This is a genomic window from Arthrobacter sp. 131MFCol6.1 (assembly GCF_000374925.1).
In the GTDB taxonomy this organism is placed as follows: domain Bacteria; phylum Actinomycetota; class Actinomycetes; order Actinomycetales; family Micrococcaceae; genus Arthrobacter.
The window spans coordinates 376,558-394,015 of the sequence record NZ_KB895542.1; the positions used below are offsets into that span (position 1 = coordinate 376,558).

Below are 17,458 nucleotides of genomic sequence, written 5' to 3' on the forward strand. Positions count from 1 at the left end.
GCCCGGCCGGGCAAAGGGCCCGGGTCCTGGCCCGTCCGCGCTCGCCCGGGGCGAAGGACCCTCGGCAGCGCGGCCTGAGGCGAGTACCGTGTGGCCATGCAGAAAATATCGATCGATGCCCTGGCCAGGCAGCAGATCGCGGCTGCCCTCGCGGCAGGGAGCGGACGGGCAGCGGACACGGTGTTCGGCGGTCACGAGAAGGTTCTGCGCCAGACCGTGATGGCGTTCAGGGCCGGGACGCAGCTGAGTGAGCACCAGAACCCCGGCGAGGCGACCGTGTTTGTGCTCCGCGGCTGTGTGCGCCTGCGGGCCGGCAACGAATCCTGGCAGGGCAAGACCGGCGACCTGCTGATCGTGCCCGAGGGGCTGCACAGCCTTGAGGCCGAGGAAGACTCTGCGATCCTCATGACCGTGGCGAAAATCAAGACCTGACGGCCCAGCCGCAGGCGGGGAGACCGGTCGAAGCGACTGTAGGGGCCGGATTACCGCAAGGAGCAGGACATGACTGTCATCCCTTTCGACGAGGTCCCGCAAACCCGGCGTTGGTGGGCCAGGGCGGCCTACGCCGCGGTCGTCTGTGCGGCGCTCGTCCCGCTGGTGGCTGCGGGTTTGGCGGGCACCATTGCGCTGCTCCTGACCGGTGCCGGCGGCCTCGTGGTGACCGTGGCCGGGATCTACTGGTTCCTCATCAGCCGCGGTGTGATGCGCTGGTGTGCGCTGGGGCTGGCGGTGCTCGCCCCGCTGGTGGTCCTGGTCCTGTTCATTCAGGCCGGCCTGTTGTGGGAGGTCATCCTCACCCTGGCGCTGGGGTTTGTTGCGTTGGTGTGTGCCCGCGCCGCCCTCCGGGAAAGGGGCGAGGGCAAGGCCATGGCCGAGCATCCCGCGCCCACCTGGCGCCATGCCTTCCTGGTGATGAACCCCCGTTCCGGCGGGGGCAAAGTAGTGAAGTTCGATCTCCAGCGGAAAGCAGAGGAACTCGGCGCCGAGGTGGCACTTCTTGAGGGCCCCGGCCAGGTGGACGTCGACGCGCTCGCCCGGCAGGCCGTGGAGCGCGGGGCCGACCTGCTCGGCGTCGCCGGTGGCGACGGTACCCAGGCGCTGGTGGCCGGCATCGCGGCAGAGCACAACCTTCCGTTCCTGGTGATCAGCGCCGGTACCCGCAACCACTTCGCCCTGGATCTCGGACTGGACCGGGAGGACCCCACGGGCTGCCTGGATGCCCTCCGCGACGGGACGGAGCTCCATGTTGACCTCGGCAAGATCAACGGCCGTACCTTTGTGAACAACGCATCCTTCGGCGTCTACGCCGAGGTGGTGCAAAGCCCGGAGTACCGCGACGACAAGACCGGGACCGTGCTGGAGATGCTCCCGGACCTGATCAGGGGCGACAAGGGAGCGCGCCTGCGCGCCCAGATGGACGGCATCACGGTGGAAGGCCCGCAGGCGGTGCTGGTGAGCAACGGGCCCTACGGAAGCAACGACGTCGTGGGTTTGGGCCGCCGGACCAGGCTGGACCGCGGCGTGCTAGGTGCGGTGACGATCTCTGCCGCCAGCACGCGGGAAGCTGTGGGCCTGCTGCGCCGGGCGACGAAACACGGCCTGATCCAGCGCACCGCGGCGGAAGTGGTTGTCGGCGCCGACGTGCCCGAGATCCCCGTCGGAGTGGACGGCGAGGCCCTGATCATGACCACCCCAGTACGGTGCACCATCGAACCCCGCGCGCTGCGGGTCCTGGTTCCGCGGAAGCGGCCGGGCGTCCCGCCGGCCCAGCCGGCGCTGGACCTGGTCCGGCTCCGCGAGCTGGCGTGGGGCCGGCACGTGTCCGCGCCGCCGGCGCCGCCTGAACCCTCGACGCCGTCGTCCGCCGTTCCTCCGCCCGCGGGCGGGGGATCGTAGCCGTTCCTCCGCCCGCGGGCGGGGGATCGTCGCCGTTCCTCCGCCCGCGAGCGGGAGGATCGTAGTCGCGGCAGATCTGGCCTGAACCGTGAACGACGGCGACTAGTTGTGCCGTGCCCATAACTGCAGCCACACGAGCAGGCGCGTTTCGGCGTCGTCGAGGTCAATGCCGAAGAGCGGCTCCACTCGGGACAAACGGTACCGGACCGTGTTGACGTGCACATCCAAGGACTTGGCGGCGTCGATCGCGTTTCCGCCGCAGCTGAGGTAGGCGTAGATGGTCTCCTCGAAGGATTTCTTCTGCTGTTCGTCGTACGCCGCGATACTGAGCGCGTGCACCCCGGGCAGTTGGCCGGCGGCCGTCAGCGCCGAGACGAACTGGCGCAGCAGCAGACGCGAGCCGAGGGAGTCGTCGTCGGCCACGATGTCATCGGAATCGGCGGCGATGCGCCCTTCCGCGACGTTGCGCACAAGTTCGGACAGGACTAGTTCCGCGTTGACCCTCGAGTCCTCGAGCCGGTCGATCGTCGCCGCGGCGCCGAGCGCGGCCAGGACCGGGCGTGCGAGCAGCTGGCGCGCATTCTGCACAATTTTCAGAATCGCAGTGCGCTGGAATTGGCGTGAAGTTTCGGTGGTTTGCGGCAGGACGATGTACACGATGTTGTCCGAGAACCCGCAGACGGCCGAGGGCAGTCGGATGGCGCAGGCGGTCCGGATGGTGTCGAAGAGCCGTAGGCGGGACTGCAGCGTTTCGGCCGCGATGGCCTCGGACGGCCAGACGCCCAGGGCCGCAACCCGGATCGACGGCGCCGAGATCCCGAGCCTGATGGCCGCCAGTTCGGCGCGTTTGGGATCGAACAGCAGCGGCTGGACCAGATCGATCTGGCGGGTCAGGTTCGAGACGTATGTGGTGCGTTTGTGCAGGATGTGGAGCGCGGCCACGTTGGCGGCTTCGCGCAGGATCCGGTTGGCGTCCTCGTTGTGGTGGTCCGCCAGTTCAAGGAGCCAGAGCGAGCCCAGAACGGAGTCGCCGGCCCGGATTGCGATGGCGGTGCGCCGGAGCGAGGGATCCTGTGTGGCCACATCCAGCGCATCGGTGGCGGCGTGGACCCGGCGGTAATCGTTGTCCGTTTCCACGGAATGCGGCACCTGCAGGCTCAGGATGGAACTCCTGCGCGTCTCGTCTATGGGCTGGTCCGGGAGGGTCGAATACGCCAGGATCGTCTGCTCGGGATCGGCGATCGCGATGGCACCGCCGGCCTGGGCCGCCACCGTGTTGGCGAGGTCGAACAGGTCCCCGGGCCGGATGTCCACCAGGGTCCGCCCCGACTGCCGGTGCGGGACCACTGCGGCGTCCATGATCTCCGCGAGCTGGTTCCAGGGCACCGAGTCGGAGGCCCGGAAAAGCGCCATCCCGTTGTCCCGGGCGGCTGCCCGCAGGACTTCGTCCGAGGTGCCGTTGGATTTGTACACGATCGCCACGTACCCGGCGTCGCTGAGCTCCCGCACTTTGGCGCCCAGACGCTTCCCGGAAAGGGACAAACCAATGGCCAGGGCCACGGCACCCGGGAACTTGGCCGGCCGCGCCGTCGAGTCGTAGAGAACAGAGCCGGCGACAATCTGCCGGTCATCGGACGGCATTTCCACGAGGCTGAGGATTTCCGAGCCTGCCGAGCGGGCGACGTCGGCCAGCGTCGGCAGCGCGTGCGTCTCCACCTCCGGTGTCGTCACCGGGACACCGACGATGCGGTTTGGCATTCGCTACTAATGATTGGCCCCTCAATTTGTCGATAACTCCATGGTGATGCAGAGCTTCATTTCCTACGCTGAACCATAACGCAGGACAGTTCAACGGAAGGCCGTCATTGAAAATCAGCGAAGCCAGGCAACTCGTCCAGGTGAAGGCCCCCGTCCTGTCCCGCCAACGGCGTGTGCTGGCGGGCGCCTACAACGTCGAGGAATTCCGGAAAGCGGCACGCAAGGTCCTGCCGGCCGGGATTTTCGACTATCTCGACGGCGGTTCCGAAGACGAGGTGACGCTCCGCCGCAACCGGGCCGTCTTCGATGCCTGGGCCCTCATGCCCAGCTGGGGCCCAGTGTCCGGACCCGATACGACCACGACCCTGCTCGGAAAAGAAAGCGCCCTGCCGCTGACCTTGACCCCCACCGGGGCGACCCGGCTGTTCCATCCCGAGGGCGAGCTGGCCGTCGCGGCCGCCGCCGACCGGGCCCGCATCCCCTATGGGCTGGCCGGGCTGAGTACCGTGCCCATGGAAACCATCGCAGCGCACCACCCGTCCCTTGACCGCTGGTTCAACTTTGGCCTCACCGCCGACGCCCAGGCGATGAAGAACAAACTGGCCCGCTGCAGGGCGGCCGGATTCAACACTTTGATTGTCGGCGTCGACACGCGGGCACTGGGTTCCAGGGAACGGGACCTCCACAACGGATTCACCGCCCCGCCCGCGCTCACGCTGTCAACCATCGCGGACATCGCCCGGCGCCCTTCCTGGTGGATCAACTTCCTTCGCGCGGACGGCATCAGCTTCCCGAACCTGGATCCGCAGAGCCCCGCCGCCTCCTCCGTGGTGACCCCGACCATGTGGCAGCACATCCTGGGTCACTCGGATGCCAGCAGCGGCTGGAAGGAACTTGAGGCCCTGCGGCAGGCCTGGCAGGGCAAAATCGTGCTCAAGGGTTGCGTCAACCCGGCCGACGTCGCGAAGGCCTCACGAATTGGCCTGGACGCCGTCCAGTTGAGTAACCATGGCGGCCGCCAGCTCGACCACATGCTGAGCCCCATGGACGTCCTCCAGGAATCGCGGCAACGGGTGGGCGGTTCGATCGAGATCTACGTGGACTCCGGCATCCGCCGGGGGAGCGACATCCTCAAGGCGCTGGCGCTGGGAGCGGATGCCTGTTCGATCGGCCGGGCCTACCTGTACGGATTGGTGGCGGCCGGCTCACCGGGCGTCGGACGCATTATTGACATCTTCGGGGATGAACTGCGGCGTACGATGACGTTAGTGGGCGTCTCCAGCATTTCCGAGTTGAAAGCCCGGGGCGGGGAAATTCTTCGGGACATTCGTCATTCCGGAGACCTTCTTGAGACGAGAGCGTCGGAAAGCACGAATTCATGAGTTCTGAATAAGCAGTCACGCAGTGCCCTCCCGCAGCGTTGCGGGAGCCTAGAGAATCCCTGAACAGCTAAGGAAACCATGCGCACCCGATACCTTCTTCCCGTTCTGACCATAGCCACGGCGCTCTCGCTCTCGGGCTGTGTCAACAACAGCGAACCCGCCGCCACCGGCTCGGCATCCGGTACCGCTGACGCCATCGACGTGCAAAAGAATGACTCCATTGCCGCCGCGCTCCCGGAGAAAATGAAGAGCGCCGGCGTGCTCAACGTCGGCATGGCCAACAACTACCCGCCCAACGAGTTCAAGGACGATAATGGCGAACCGGCAGGCTGGTCTGTGGACCTCACCAATGCCCTGGGCAAGGTTATGGGGTTGAAGGTCAACTTCGACATCGGCACCTTCGATAACATTCTGCCGGCCGTGAAAGCAGGGAAGGATGACATGGGAATGTCGTCGTTCTCCGACACGCTGGAACGCGAAAAGCAGGTGGATTTCGTGAATTACTACTCGGCCGGCATCCAGTGGGCTTCCCCCAAGGGAAAGAATGTGGACCCGAACAACGCGTGCGGGCTTAAGGTCGCGGTCCAGGCCACCACGTATGAGGACACGCATGAGGTGCCGGCAAAGTCGAAGGCGTGCACGGATGCAGGCAAGCCGGCCATCACCATTTTCAAGTACGACGCGCAGGACCAGGCAACCAACGCCCTCGTGGTGGGACAGGTCGATGCGATGAGCGCCGATTCGCCCGTGACTCTGTATGCGATCTCCAAGACCAAGGACAAGCTGCAGACCGCCGGCGACGCCTTTGAGGTGGCGCCGTATGGGATGCCCGTGGCCAAGGGGAGCGAATTTACCCCGGTCCTGCAGAAGGCGTTGCAGGCTCTGATCGACGACGGCACGTACAACAAGATCCTGTCCAAGTGGGGCGTCGAATCCGGTGGCGTCAAGACAGCAACTCTCAACGTGGCAGCCAAAGGGTGATAGCAAATGAGCGAGCCGGAATCCGACAGGATGATTGAGTCGGAACCTGACAGGAAGCTTCGGGACCGGAGCGGACAGGGCACGGACAACTCGCCGGCGGAGGCGATCGTGGCGATCCCGCTGCGGCACCCGTGGCGGATCGTGATTGCTGTGGTTCTCCTGCTCGGGTTGGCGGTCTTTGTCCTGGACGCCGCCCAGCGCCCGGACTATGGCTGGCCGGATGTGGGCAAGTACATTTTTGATCGCCGGATCAGCCAGGCCGCGTGGGTAACGTTGTGGCTGACCATCTACTCGATGATTGGCGCGATCGTCATCGGCCTGCTGCTGGCCATCATGCGGCTCTCACCAAATCCGGTGCTCAAGAGCGTTGCCTGGCTGTACATCTGGATCTTCCGCGGAACCCCTGTCTATGTGCAGTTGGTGTTCTGGGGCATCGTGGCCCTGATCTACCCGGTGTTCACGCTGGGGATTCCGTTCACGACCCCGTGGGTCACCGTCCCGAATGAGATCTTCACAAACCTGTTCATCACCGCCGTGATCGGGCTGGCCTTGAACGAGGCCGCCTACATGTCGGAAATCGTGCGTGCCGGCCTGTTGTCCGTGGACGAGGGCCAGGCGGAGGCTTCCACCGCGCTGGCCATGTCCTGGGGCCAGACCATGCGGTATGTCGTGGTTCCGCAGGCCATGAAGATCATCATTCCGCCGACCGGCAACGAAGTGATTTCAATGCTCAAGACCACCTCGCTGGTGGCCGCGATCCCGTTGAGCATTGACCTGTACGGGGTGTCCCGGGGCATTTCGGCCGTGACGTTCACCCCGGTTCCGCTGCTGATTGTGGCTTCGCTCTGGTACCTGCTCTTCACCTCCGTCCTGATGGTCGGGCAGCACTTCATAGAAAAGCGGTTCTCCCGCGGAACCGGGCGAGCCAAGACAGACAAGGCGCCCATCGCGCCCGAACCGGCGCCGACGGCCGGACCTGGGGCGCCGGGTACACCGCTCGGCACAGATTTTGGAGGTAAGGGATGACGGGCGTGCCAATGGTTCTTGCGGAGAAGGTTTCCAAGAATTTCGGATCCAACAGGGTCCTGCGTGGGATCAGCCTGGAGGTAGACCCCGGGGAGGTCCTCTGCATCGTGGGGCCCAGTGGTTCGGGCAAGTCGACGTTCCTGCGCTGTATCAACCACTTGGAAGTGGTTGACGGCGGCCGGCTTTCGGTCGACGGACAGTTGGTGGGCTACCGTCAAAAAGGCGAGAAGCTCTACGAACTCAAGCTCAAGGAAGCCGCTTTCCAGCGCCAGGAAATCGGAATGGTCTTCCAGCGGTTCAACCTGTTCCCGCACTTGACCGCGGTGGAGAACATCATTCTTGCGCCCATGCGGGTGAAGAAGATTTCCAAGGCAGCTGCCACGGCAAGGGCCATGGAACTGCTGGAGCGCGTGGGGCTGGGGGACAAGGGCGACGCCTACCCGGCGCACCTTTCGGGCGGCCAACAGCAGCGCGTGGCCATCGCCCGTGCTTTGGCCATGGACCCCAAGCTGATGCTCTTCGACGAACCGACCAGTGCCCTGGACCCGGAGCTGGTGGGCGAGGTCCTCGATGTCATGAAGGGACTGGCCAAGAGCGGCATGACCATGATTGTGGTGACCCACGAGATGGGGTTCGCCCGCGAGGTGGCCGACACCCTGGTCTTCATGGACGACGGCGTGGTGGTGGAGGCCGGGGCTCCCCGCCAGATCCTGAACGATCCGCAGCACGACCGGACCAAGGCGTTCCTTTCCAAGGTGCTGTGACATCGCGGGCTGACCGCGCGGCGGTGGGCCGTGGCCTCTCCGGCGGCGGTGGCTTCACCGCCGCGCCGGTGCAACACTGAATCCGTGGAGGGACTCGAGGACAGCAAGATCTGGGCGGACTACAACGCCGCCCAGGCAACCCGAGGGGTGCGCACGCTGTGCCTCGACGCCATGGCCTTCGCCGGCCCGGGGAACGGCCGCCGCGCCATCGATCTGGGCTGCGGCGCGGGCAAGGAAACACTGGCACTGCTCGACGGCGGCTGGCGGGTCCTCGCCGTCGATTCACAGCCGGACACCCGGGACCAGCTGCTCGCAACAGTGCCCGCGGCGCTCGCCGAGCAGCTGGACGTCGAGCTGCGCCCGTTCGAGGACCTTCCGCCGCTCCCGGAGGCGGGGCTCATCCTGGCCAGCTATTCGCTGCCCTTCGTTCACCCGGAAAACTTCGTCCGCGTTTGGCGGGTGCTGCTGGGGGCGCTGGGCCCTTCCGGTGTGATTGCCGTGAATCTGTTCGGCGAGCGGGACTCCTGGGCCACCATTCCCGAATGGAATTTCCACACCGACGCGGAGGCCAGGGCCTTGTTCGAGGGACTGGATATCCTCACGTTCGAGGTCTACGACGCCGATGGCCAATCCTTCCGCGGTCCCAAGCACTGGCACATTTTCGACGTCATCGCCCGGAAACCCTGACGCCTGAGCCCGGCCAGTGTGGAAGGCTTGGGGCATGAAAAGCATCCATCACATCGAGCTCGGGGGAGTGAGCTGGCCGATGCGTCGGCCGCGCCGGTCTGGTCCGGAACAGTGACCGCGTCCGATGGGCGCCAGGGCACGCCCGCGCATCCGTGGCGTGGGATCGACCTCGATGTGTACGAGCAGCACATGAGCGATGCGCGGGTCGGGCAGCTTCAACGGCTCTACGACATCACCGGGGCGCAGCTCGCGGCGTTTCCGTCCCGTGCCATCGGGGTGCTGGGAGTTGCTGGAGGCAACGGACTTGACCTCATCAATCCGGCCACCACGGACGCCGTGTACGGGTACGACATCAACGCCGACTATCTCGCAGCCTGCGAGGCCCGGTATCGTGACGGCCTCGGGGAACGTCTCCATCTGATTGAGTCGAGCATCGACCGCACTCTGGCGATCGAGCGCGTCGACCTCCTCATCGCCAACCTCATCATCGAGTACGTTGGCGCCGAAGAGTTCGCTGCCTTCGCGGCCGCGAATGCCGGTGCCATCGGCGTTCTGTCGTGCGTGATCCAGCGCAACGACACGGCAGGATTCGTCAGCTCGACGGAATATGCGGCGTCGTTCGATGCTCTCGCCACAGTGTCATCGGACGTCGACCCCGAGACGCTGGACTCAGCGCTGGCAGCCGGCGGATTCGCAGCCTTGGGCCGCTACGAGTATCCCTTGCCGAACGGCAAGACCCTCATCCGGCAGGACTTCCGCCCGAGCTAATCGACCGAAGAGGTCTCCGAGAGGAGCAGTACGTTATGGGTGATGCCTTCAACGCCGTGGATGGCGTCCGAATTTCCTTTCAGGAACAGGGCGCCGGCCCCACTATCGTTCTGGTGCACGGCTCAGGGCTGTCCCGTGCCATTTGGCGGGGACTGGGCTACACGAAGGCCCTGCAGGAGCGCTTTCACGTGGTGACTCTGGATCTGCGAGGGCACGGCCGCAGCGACAAACCGCAGCACGAAGACTCCTACAGCATGGACCTGCTCGTCGGGGACGTGGTGGCAGTCCTGGACGCGGCCGGCACGCAGGCAGCCCACTACGTGGGGTATTCTGCCGGCGCGAGAGTCGGGTTCTCGCTGCTGGCCAGCAGTCCCGAACGTGTCAAGACATTTACGGCGGCGGGCGGCACGTACCGCTCCCCGGCCGGGCAAATCGAATCGATCTTCTTCCCCGGATATGACCGGGCCCTGGCCCGGGGCGGCATGCCGGAATTTCTGCGCCAATGGAGTATCGCCACGGGCCGTGACCTGGACCCGCAGACGTCCGCCGCGCTGCTGGCCAACGACCCCGCGGCCCTGGGCGCCTACTTCCGGCAGAGTGAGGACGAACCCGGGATCCCGGAGGCAGTCCTCCGGACAATGGACACGCCAACCCTGCTGCTCGCCGGCACCGAAGACCCGCTCCGGCATGCCGACTCGGAACGGGCGGCCCAACTCATGCCTCGGGCCCAATTCCAGGCACTGCCCGGCCGCAACCACGGCCAGACATTGGTTCCCGCCGGCCCAGTCCTCAGCCTGGTCACTTCCTTCATCACATCGGCGGCCAGCGCAGCGAACAACGTCTAGGCAGGGAGGGCTGACGCCAGAACGACGACGGCGGCACGTGACGTCGGGTTCGATTTCGGCTGGCGTCGTAGGACAGACTGTTGCCGTGAGCAACTCTCCCCGTGCAGGCCTGGCCGTGGCCGGACTCAGCCTCGGCACGTCGCTGAACCCGTTGAACTCCTCGATGATCGCCGTCGCCCTGGTGGTGCTGCGCGAGGACTTCGGGCTCGACGTCGCCACGGTCACCTGGGTGATCACGGCGTTCTACCTCACCTCCGCGGCCGGCCAGCCGCTGATGGGCCGGCTCGCGGACCGCTTCGGCCCGCGGCGGCTCTTCCTGCTGGGCATGGCGCTGGTGGCAGTGACCTGTGCGCTCGCGCCCTTCGCGCCGAACTTCGCGCTGCTCTGCGTGGCGCGCGCCTTCATGGCCCTCGGCACCGCGACGGCGTACCCGAGCGCCGTCGTCATGGTCGCCGCGCTGGCACGGGAGGCGAACGTGAAGTCGACCCGGCCGCTGGGCCGGATCCAGATGGCGAACACCTCGGCGGCCGCCGTCGGGCCTGTGGTGGGCGGCCTGCTGGTGAGCCTGGTGGGATGGCAGGCGCTGTTCCTGATCAACGTCCCGCTCTCGCTGCTGGCGATCCTCGTGGTCCGGCGCTTTGCCCCGGCCGACGGTGCCCGGGAACGCGGCAGCGTGTCGGAGCTGGTGCGGGACTCGGACCTGCCCGGGATTGGGGCCTTCATCGGTGCCTTGGTGCTGGTGATGATGGCGATGCTGAATGTGCTGCCCGAATACCGGTGGTGGCTGCTGGGCGGCGGGCTGGTCCTCGCGGCGCTGTTCGCGTGGCGGGAGCTGCGGTTCAGCCCGCCGTTCCTGGACCTGCGGCTGCTGGGCCGCAACCGGCCGCTGCTGCTGGTCTACCTGGGCTTCGCGCTGTTCAACGGCGTCTACTACTTCGCGTTCTTCGGGCTGCCGCAGCTGCTGCAAACCGCCGGCGGCTACAATCCCGGCGTCGTGGGCCTGTTGATGCTGCCGCTCGCCGCGATCTCCGTGGTCGGGACGCCGTTCGCGGTCCGCGCGATCGACCGCTTCGGCGTGCGGCGGGTGCTGATCGCCGGCGTCGTGCTGCTCCTCGTCGCGTCGGCGGCGATGTGGCTGCTGACGGTGTCCCTGGCCGTCCCGCTGGTGCTCGCGCTGACCGCCCTGCTGGGTGTGCCGTACTGCGTGGTCGCCATTGCCTCGAGCCAGGGCATGTACGTGTCCACCCGGCCGGAGGAGCGCGGGGTGGCCGCCGGGATCTTCCAGACCTGCCGCTATCTGGGCGCGATCACGGCGACCGTGCTGATCGGCATCTTCTACGGCAGTGGGGTCACCCAAGCGAACTGGGGGCTGATGGTCTTCGTGATGCTGGGGCTGGGTGCGGTGGTGTTTGCGGTGTCGCTGCGATGGCGGGAGCGGCCGGCCTGAGGTCCGGCGCTGCGGGCGCCAACGAAGGCTCCCCGCCGGATATGCCCTGACAGTCGAACTGATACTGCCGCAGGGCGTCGGACCGGGACCGGTGTTTGAGCTTCTCCATCGCAACGACCTCGATCTGGCGGATGCGTTCTCGGGTCATGCCGTAGGTTTCCGCTACCGCGGCTAAGGTCTTCGCTCCGCCGCCCGTGATACCGAAGCGCATCGCGATGATCTGGGCTTCCCGGACCTCGAGCGTGCCGAGTACGGCATGTACCTGCGCCTTCATCTGTTGATGGAAGAGCGCATCGGTTGCGTCGAGGTCGGAGGAATCCAACAGCTGTTCGGCCAGGGCTTCAGTCCCGCCCTTGCCGTCGGGCACCCACGAGTCCAAGGAACAGACCGGCTGGTCCACGGAAAGCAGACACTCAACCTTCCCGATCGGAATTCCGGTCAGTTGGCTGAGATCTTCTTTGCTGCAGACGGTCCCTGTGATGGCGGCCGTCCGTTGCGCTAACCGCATCTTCTGCAGCTGGTTGACGACGTTCCCCGGCAGCCGGATGAGGCGTGCCTGTTCAGCCAGCGCCCTGAGGATGCCGCCGCGGATGAACAAGGTGGCGTGGGTGGAGAATCTGAAACCCATGGTGAAGTCGAACCTGCAGACTGCTTTGAGCAGTCCCAGGTTTCCTTCCTGGATGAGGTCCTGAAAGTCGAGGCCCCGGTGGGTGTAGTGCTTGGCGATCGACACTACGAGCCGGAGGTTGGCGTGGAGCAGCGCGTCGGCGGCACGCTTGCCCAACGCGACGATGGTCCGAAGCTCCTGTATGTCCTGGCCGGGCCGCGATGTGCCATCCGCCAAAAGCCGTTCCGCGAAAAGCCCCGCCTCGATTTCTTGCGCCAGTTCTATTTCCTGCTCGGCGGTGAGCAAATCGTATTGGCCCAGCCGGCGCAGGTAGTCAGCGACGGCGTCGTCGGTGACACCGCCGCGGGCTGGCAGTTGTTCCGGCGCGCCAGGGTCCTTTGGATCGGACGCTTCGGGGACCCAAGCACCTGCCGCGGGCAGGGAAGGTGCCCTGCCGATTGCCTCGTGGATTGGGTCAGCCATGTCATCCCCTGCCGGACGGTTCATGCTCGTGAAGGCAGACTACGTGGCCGGTGTGACAATATTCGGGGCTGGGGCGGGCGCCGCAAACGGGGGTAATCAGCGCATCTTGACACCCTCGAAGTGCCGGAATATCTTCTGCCTTAACGAGGCGTTTCGCTCCGTTTCCCATCAATTTCAGCGCTCAGCCCGGGCGCATCTGCCGGGGCCCATGGACAGTGCCGGCGGACAGCCACAACGGTCTCTTGCACCTGAAGGAGCCCACCATGTCCAGCACGTTGATCAATCGCTTTTACTCGGAAGTTCTCGCCGGCGGCAACCTCGCCCTCGTCGATGAAATGGTCACGGACGACTTCATCGACCATGAACTGGCGCTTCCCGGACAGCCGCCCGGCAAAGAGGGCGCACGGTTCTTCGCGAGTACCATCCGAACCGCATTCCCCGACATCTCGGTCAAGGAAGCCGAACCGACTCTCTCCGATGGAAACCTCGAGGCTGCCCATGTTGTGATGACCGGTACCCACACGGGCGACCTGCTGGGTTTTGCGGCGACCGGCAAAACGGTCGAATTCGGCGGGACCGACATCGTCCGTGTCCAGGACGGTAAGATCGCCGAGCATTGGGGTAGCACGGACACCATGAGCCTCATGCAGCAGATCGGAGCCCTTCCGGAATAACAGTTGGCGCCATGTTTTTGCTGGCCCGGGACGATTAGGCGTCGAGTATTTCCCGGGCGTGCGCGTACTTGGCGGCGAGCTTGTCCCGTTTTTCTGGAGTCATTAAGGCGGTGCGCTCCACGAGAAATCATCGTGTAACCGTCAATGGGGACCTACAACATGGGCCTGCAAAGATGACGGTTAGCCTGAGGCCAACCCGCAGTAGCATTGGTCTCCGGGACCGGCGCTATGCGGTCAGCGGTTTGAAGCAGCTGGTTCGGTTGCGGCCGGATCCCCAACCTCGGTCCAGGCCGGAGCGAACCCGCCCGCTGCTGCTACCACCAGGGTGAGCGCGGCTGTCAGCAGGACGCCAAGACCGGCATGCACGTGGAGCAGCGTGGCGCCGGCAGTGGCACCGGCCAAGATGAGGACGACAGCGCCCAGCCTCCTGCCCCACTGGGCCCCCGTGCCTCCGCCCAGGCGTGAATCCGCGGCCAGGCCCGTGAGCGTGGATGTCACCACCACGGTGGTCACGTCCTTGACGCTGAGGTGACGTGCCGTGGCCGCCTGCATGCCCATCGCGATGGCCAGGGCTCCGGTAATGATCAAGGTGACTGGGTCGCCGGCGTGCGGGGCATGGGCAAACAGTACGACGGCGACGGCAGCCATCGTGACGCCGACGGCGGTGAGCAGGGCCGTGGTCCGCTTACTCCAGCCAGCGGCCTCGGGCTTGAGGACCCGCCCTGCGATGATGGCGCCGAGCACGAACCCGGCCAGGGCTATGGACGGGCCGATGACGGGCAGATTGTCCGCGCCGATCAGCGCCATGCCAAGAATCACGACGTTGCCGGTCATGTTACCGGTGAAGACCCGGTCGAGGCCCAGGTAGCCGACGGCGTCGATGACGCCGGTGGAGAACGTCAACACGAGCATGAGGACCAAGTGGAGCCGGGCAGGCTCGGCGGACTTGAGGCGGTTAAGCATTCGACGTCTTTCGGTGAGGGAGGAGCGACTCGCTGAGGCGGATCGCCACGGTGATGAGCTCGGCGTCGCTGTGGGCAGGACCAACGATACTCACGCCGCAGGGCAGGCCGGCATCGGTGGATAGCGGTACATTCACCGCAGGAAGCCCGGCGATCCCTGCGATGCACGTCAACTGCATGGTGGACCGGCGCACCCGCTCGATGGCCTCGCCGCCTAGCGACGCCTCGGCCAGCAGCGGCGCCACGGACGACGCCGACGGCAGTACTAACAGCGCGCCGCCCATCACGGACCGGATATGTTGCCGGGCCGCCTGAAGAACGTCCCGCGCGGCCTCGGCCTGGTGCCGCTCGACCTGGGAGGCGGTCCTGAACCGGGCGGCCACGTCGGCGCCGAGCGCACGCCAGTGCCTCCTGATCCACGGACCGTGCTGCTGCCAGGCCTAGTACCCCTGCACGGTCTGGAACGCTGCGAGCCAGGCCGGGAGTTCGTCCGTCCGCAGGCCGGCCCAGTCCAAGGCAGGGAGGACCGCTGATCTGGCCCAGGCATCGATGGAATCCTCCACGGCGTGGACGACGTCAGGCTCCGCCAGGGCAAGGAGCTCCGGCGCAAACAGCGCCCCGGCAAACAGTCCATCGATAAGCGGTGCGGCGGGCTCGTGCGGTGGCAGCAGGACGCTTCCGACGGCAGCCAGCGTGGCGGCGTCGCGGGTCATCCAGCCGACGGCATCGAAGGACGGCGCTAGTGGAAGCAGACCCTCTGTGGACACCGCGCCGTGGGTGGTGCGGACGCCGAAGAGCCCCTGATACGCGGACGGCACCCGGATGGACCCGCCGGTATCCGTGCCCAGGCCGATGGTGGCCTGGCCCAAAGCCACGGCGCTCGCGGACCCGGACGAGGAGCCGCCGCTGATCCGACCCGGCGCCTTCGGATTCGGCGGGGTGCCATGGTGCGCGTTCGTGCCGGCCAGGCTGTACGCGAACTCATCCGTGCGGGCGATGCCGGCAACTACGGCGCCGGCCGCCACCAACGCAGCGGCCGCGGGCGCCGTCGTGGTTTCCGCCATGCTCTCGGCGAGCCATTCCTCGTTGCCGGCGCCGATGGGATGTCCTTCCAGCGCGAACAGGTCCTTGACCGCGACGGACATGCCCGTCAGCGGCCCGGTTCCGGTCGCTGGCATGAGGGGATCGCCAACTTCACGCCAGACGGAAGGGTCGGCCGGCGTCGGGCACTGCGCCGTCACGGGCGGAAGTCCTCAACCCGGATGCGCGCGTGCACGCCTTTGACGACGTCGACCACCTGGGAGATGTTGAAGTCCGTGGCGGCGCTGAGGTAGGCGTAGGCGAGGCTGGCGTCCATGCCGTAACGGGCTTGGAGCAGGGCGACGGCGGCGCGGACGCAGTTCTGCACCGCCGTATCGAGGTCCTCGTCCATGCCGGTGGGAACCAAGAACTCCGGGGTCTGCGCCATCGGCCCGGCCAGGACGCCGAAGTTCCGGACAGCCTCGTCTTGTGGGACGACGTCGAACCGCAGCTTGACCCGGAGCGAGGCCTCCATTGCGGTCAGGGAGACCTCCCCGTCGCCCTGGGCGAAGTGGGGATCGCCCACATAGGCCAGGGCGTCGGCCACCTGGACCGGCACGTAGAGGGAGCTGCCGACGGTGAGGAGGTTGATGTCGATGTTGCCGCCGTGGGCGCCGGGCGGGACGGAGTGCGGCCGACGCGCGCCGTCCACCGCGACCCCCATGATGCCCAGGAAGGGCTTGAGCGGGAAATGTACGGTCGGTTCGGCACCGGGACGCAGGGGCAGCCAGCCGGACGGCGTTCCATCGTCGGTGTCCCGGACGGTGGCGAAGGCGCTGTAGGTATCGGGGCCGAGCGGGAATTCGCCGTTGAGCGACCCCCTGCCGTGGCGGCTGGAGATCACGCCGTACGGCACCCGCGGCGTGGTTTCCAGCACCGTAATCTTCAGGAGATCTCCGGGGCGGGCGCCCTTGACGGCGATGGGTCCGGTTACGACATGCGGGCCCAAACCGCCGGGCAACCGCTGAATGTCCGAGGCGGCGAGCTCGACGGCATCCGCCAGAACCTGGTGCCCGCTGACTCCGTGCGATCCGAAGAAGGCGAGGGGGTCCCGGCCCTGGTCTTCGAGGATTCCTTCGTGGCTGATGGTGTCGATGGTGACGTCGGCGCCGGGGTCGATGCTGAGGACCGGGCGGTCGCCGGCGCAGGGGAGGGCTCCCCAGAGGACGTTCTCCTTGGCGGAGGAAAGGTAGTGGGTTCCGTCGTCGATGCCGTCCCACGGCTGCAGGACCGCGGCGCCAGTTGACTGTATAGAAGTGGACGGCGTGCCAGTGGATGGCATGGCTGCGAGGATGGGTGGGATGAGGGATGTGGTCACGGTTGGTCTCCGGTCGGGTTATTCGGTGTCAGTGTTGGTGGCCGCGGATGAGGATGGCGACGTCCGCCAAGTGGTCGCGCATGGCGATGCCCGCGCCGGTGGCGTCCCTGGTCTGGATGGCCTCGAGGATGTGGCGGTGGCCCTCGATGGAACTCCGACGGCCCTCGGGGGTGGAGTGCGAGCGGAGCCGGACCTCGGTGGTCCACGAGCTGGTCAGCGTGAGGACCGTGGCCATGAGCTGGTTGCGGGCGGCCTGCGCCAGGAGAGTGTGGAACTGAATGTCCAAGCGCAGGGCCTCTTCGGGGGAGAGGTGTTCATTGGAGGCGTTGAGGACGTCCTGGAGCTGGATCAGGTCCGCGGCGCTGGAGCGCAGGGCGGCAAGCTCGGCCACCAGCGGTTCCATCGAACCGCGCAGTTCCTCCACGTCCTGCTGGGCCTGGTCGACGCCGGCGAGGCGGGCATAGAGCTCGCTGACAGGAGCCGGAGGAGCGGCCACGCGGGTTCCCCGGCCGGGGGCCCGTTCCAGCAAATGCTTGCTTTCCAGATCCTGCAAGGCAGAACGCACCGTGCCCCGGGATACCGAAAGCTTGGCTGCCAGTTCACGCTCAGTGGGCAGCTTGTCGCCCGGGAGCAGGCCCCGGGAGGCAATTTCACGTTCGAGGTAGGCGGCCACCTCCGCGCCCATCGGGACGCTGCGCCGAAGGGTGGGGCGGGGCTCGGTACTCGGGGTCACGGTGCGGCCTTTCAGTGGGAAACGCTGTGATTCGAAAAGCGGTGGTG

At 66.5% G+C, this 17,458-nt stretch carries 18 protein-coding genes; 11 read left to right on the forward strand and 7 right to left on the reverse strand.

Features of this window, described 5'->3' with window-relative positions; all coding sequences use genetic code 11:
- Positions 1-96 precede the first annotated feature (96 nt).
- Together C566_RS0108450 and C566_RS21095 are read left to right on the forward strand one after the other, a co-directional pair.
- Positions 97-432: a cupin domain-containing protein gene (locus tag C566_RS0108450; RefSeq protein WP_026266518.1), complete on the forward strand. Its 336-nt coding sequence runs from the start codon at positions 97-99 to the stop codon at positions 430-432.
- 69 nt (positions 433-501) lie between these two features.
- Positions 502-1,896: a diacylglycerol/lipid kinase family protein gene (locus C566_RS21095; protein WP_018773895.1), complete on the forward strand. Its 1,395-nt coding sequence runs from the start codon at positions 502-504 to the stop codon at positions 1,894-1,896.
- Positions 1,897-1,998: 102 nt separating this feature from the next.
- Here the strand turns inward: C566_RS21095 and C566_RS0108460 are convergent, their stop codons facing one another.
- A complete protein-coding gene (locus C566_RS0108460; RefSeq protein ID WP_018773896.1) occupies positions 1,999-3,654 on the reverse strand; it encodes a PucR family transcriptional regulator in 1,656 nt (551 codons plus the stop codon).
- Positions 3,655-3,761: 107 nt separating this feature from the next.
- On the opposite strand from C566_RS0108460, the gene C566_RS0108465 reads away from it, so the two are divergent.
- From C566_RS0108465 to C566_RS0108500, 8 genes are all read left to right on the forward strand, one after another.
- Positions 3,762-5,036 (forward strand): alpha-hydroxy acid oxidase, encoded by a 1,275-nt coding sequence (locus tag C566_RS0108465; protein WP_018773897.1) that lies wholly within the window; start codon positions 3,762-3,764, stop codon positions 5,034-5,036.
- A gap of 78 nt (positions 5,037-5,114) precedes the next feature.
- Complete coding sequence (locus C566_RS0108470) at positions 5,115-6,017, forward strand: ABC transporter substrate-binding protein (RefSeq protein WP_018773898.1); 903 nt, start codon at positions 5,115-5,117, stop codon at positions 6,015-6,017.
- 6 nt (positions 6,018-6,023) lie between these two features.
- Entirely contained in the window at positions 6,024-7,043 is a 1,020-nt protein-coding gene (locus C566_RS21100) for an amino acid ABC transporter permease (RefSeq protein ID WP_018773899.1), read from the forward strand.
- Complete coding sequence (locus tag C566_RS0108480; protein ID WP_018773900.1) at positions 7,040-7,807, forward strand: amino acid ABC transporter ATP-binding protein; 768 nt, start codon at positions 7,040-7,042, stop codon at positions 7,805-7,807. The genes C566_RS21100 and C566_RS0108480 overlap by 4 nt, the downstream gene beginning before the upstream one ends.
- 84 nt (positions 7,808-7,891) lie before the next feature.
- Complete coding sequence (locus C566_RS0108485; RefSeq protein WP_018773901.1) at positions 7,892-8,494, forward strand: class I SAM-dependent methyltransferase; 603 nt, start codon at positions 7,892-7,894, stop codon at positions 8,492-8,494.
- A gap of 111 nt (positions 8,495-8,605) precedes the next feature.
- A complete protein-coding gene (locus C566_RS0108490; RefSeq protein WP_018773902.1) occupies positions 8,606-9,262 on the forward strand; it encodes a hypothetical protein in 657 nt (218 codons plus the stop codon).
- 35 nt (positions 9,263-9,297) lie between these two features.
- A complete protein-coding gene (locus C566_RS0108495; RefSeq protein ID WP_018773903.1) occupies positions 9,298-10,107 on the forward strand; it encodes an alpha/beta fold hydrolase in 810 nt (269 codons plus the stop codon).
- 85 nt (positions 10,108-10,192) lie between these two features.
- Positions 10,193-11,554, forward strand: coding sequence for an MFS transporter (locus C566_RS0108500; RefSeq protein WP_018773904.1), 1,362 nt, complete (start codon positions 10,193-10,195; stop codon positions 11,552-11,554).
- Here the strand turns inward: C566_RS0108500 and C566_RS21105 are convergent.
- On the reverse strand, positions 11,457-12,644 hold the full coding sequence (locus C566_RS21105; protein WP_018773905.1) for a sigma-70 family RNA polymerase sigma factor: 1,188 nt from the start codon (positions 12,642-12,644) through the stop codon (positions 11,457-11,459). The genes C566_RS0108500 and C566_RS21105 overlap by 98 nt on opposite strands.
- 263 nt (positions 12,645-12,907) lie before the next feature.
- Here C566_RS21105 and C566_RS0108510 point away from each other — a divergent pair, with 263 nt between their 5' ends.
- On the forward strand, positions 12,908-13,318 hold the full coding sequence (locus C566_RS0108510) for an ester cyclase (protein WP_018773906.1): 411 nt from the start codon (positions 12,908-12,910) through the stop codon (positions 13,316-13,318).
- Positions 13,319-13,552: 234 nt separating this feature from the next.
- On the opposite strand, the gene C566_RS0108515 is transcribed toward C566_RS0108510, so the two are convergent.
- The 5 genes from C566_RS0108515 to C566_RS0108530 all read right to left on the reverse strand — a co-directional run bounded on the left by C566_RS0108515 (position 13,553) and on the right by C566_RS0108530 (position 17,411).
- Positions 13,553-14,281 (reverse strand): YoaK family protein, encoded by a 729-nt coding sequence (locus C566_RS0108515; RefSeq protein ID WP_018773907.1) that lies wholly within the window; start codon positions 14,279-14,281, stop codon positions 13,553-13,555.
- A complete protein-coding gene (locus C566_RS22925; protein WP_018773908.1) occupies positions 14,274-14,663 on the reverse strand; it encodes an amidase family protein in 390 nt (129 codons plus the stop codon). Before C566_RS22925 ends, C566_RS0108515 begins: the two co-directional genes overlap by 8 nt.
- A gap of 57 nt (positions 14,664-14,720) precedes the next feature.
- Complete coding sequence (locus tag C566_RS22930; protein ID WP_196802347.1) at positions 14,721-15,458, reverse strand: amidase family protein; 738 nt, start codon at positions 15,456-15,458, stop codon at positions 14,721-14,723.
- Positions 15,459-15,517: 59 nt separating this feature from the next.
- A complete protein-coding gene (locus C566_RS0108525) occupies positions 15,518-16,642 on the reverse strand; it encodes an acetamidase/formamidase family protein (protein WP_051082282.1) in 1,125 nt (374 codons plus the stop codon).
- Positions 16,643-16,706: 64 nt separating this feature from the next.
- A complete protein-coding gene (locus C566_RS0108530) occupies positions 16,707-17,411 on the reverse strand; it encodes a FadR/GntR family transcriptional regulator (RefSeq protein WP_155846807.1) in 705 nt (234 codons plus the stop codon).
- Between the last annotated feature and the right edge of the window lie 47 nt (positions 17,412-17,458).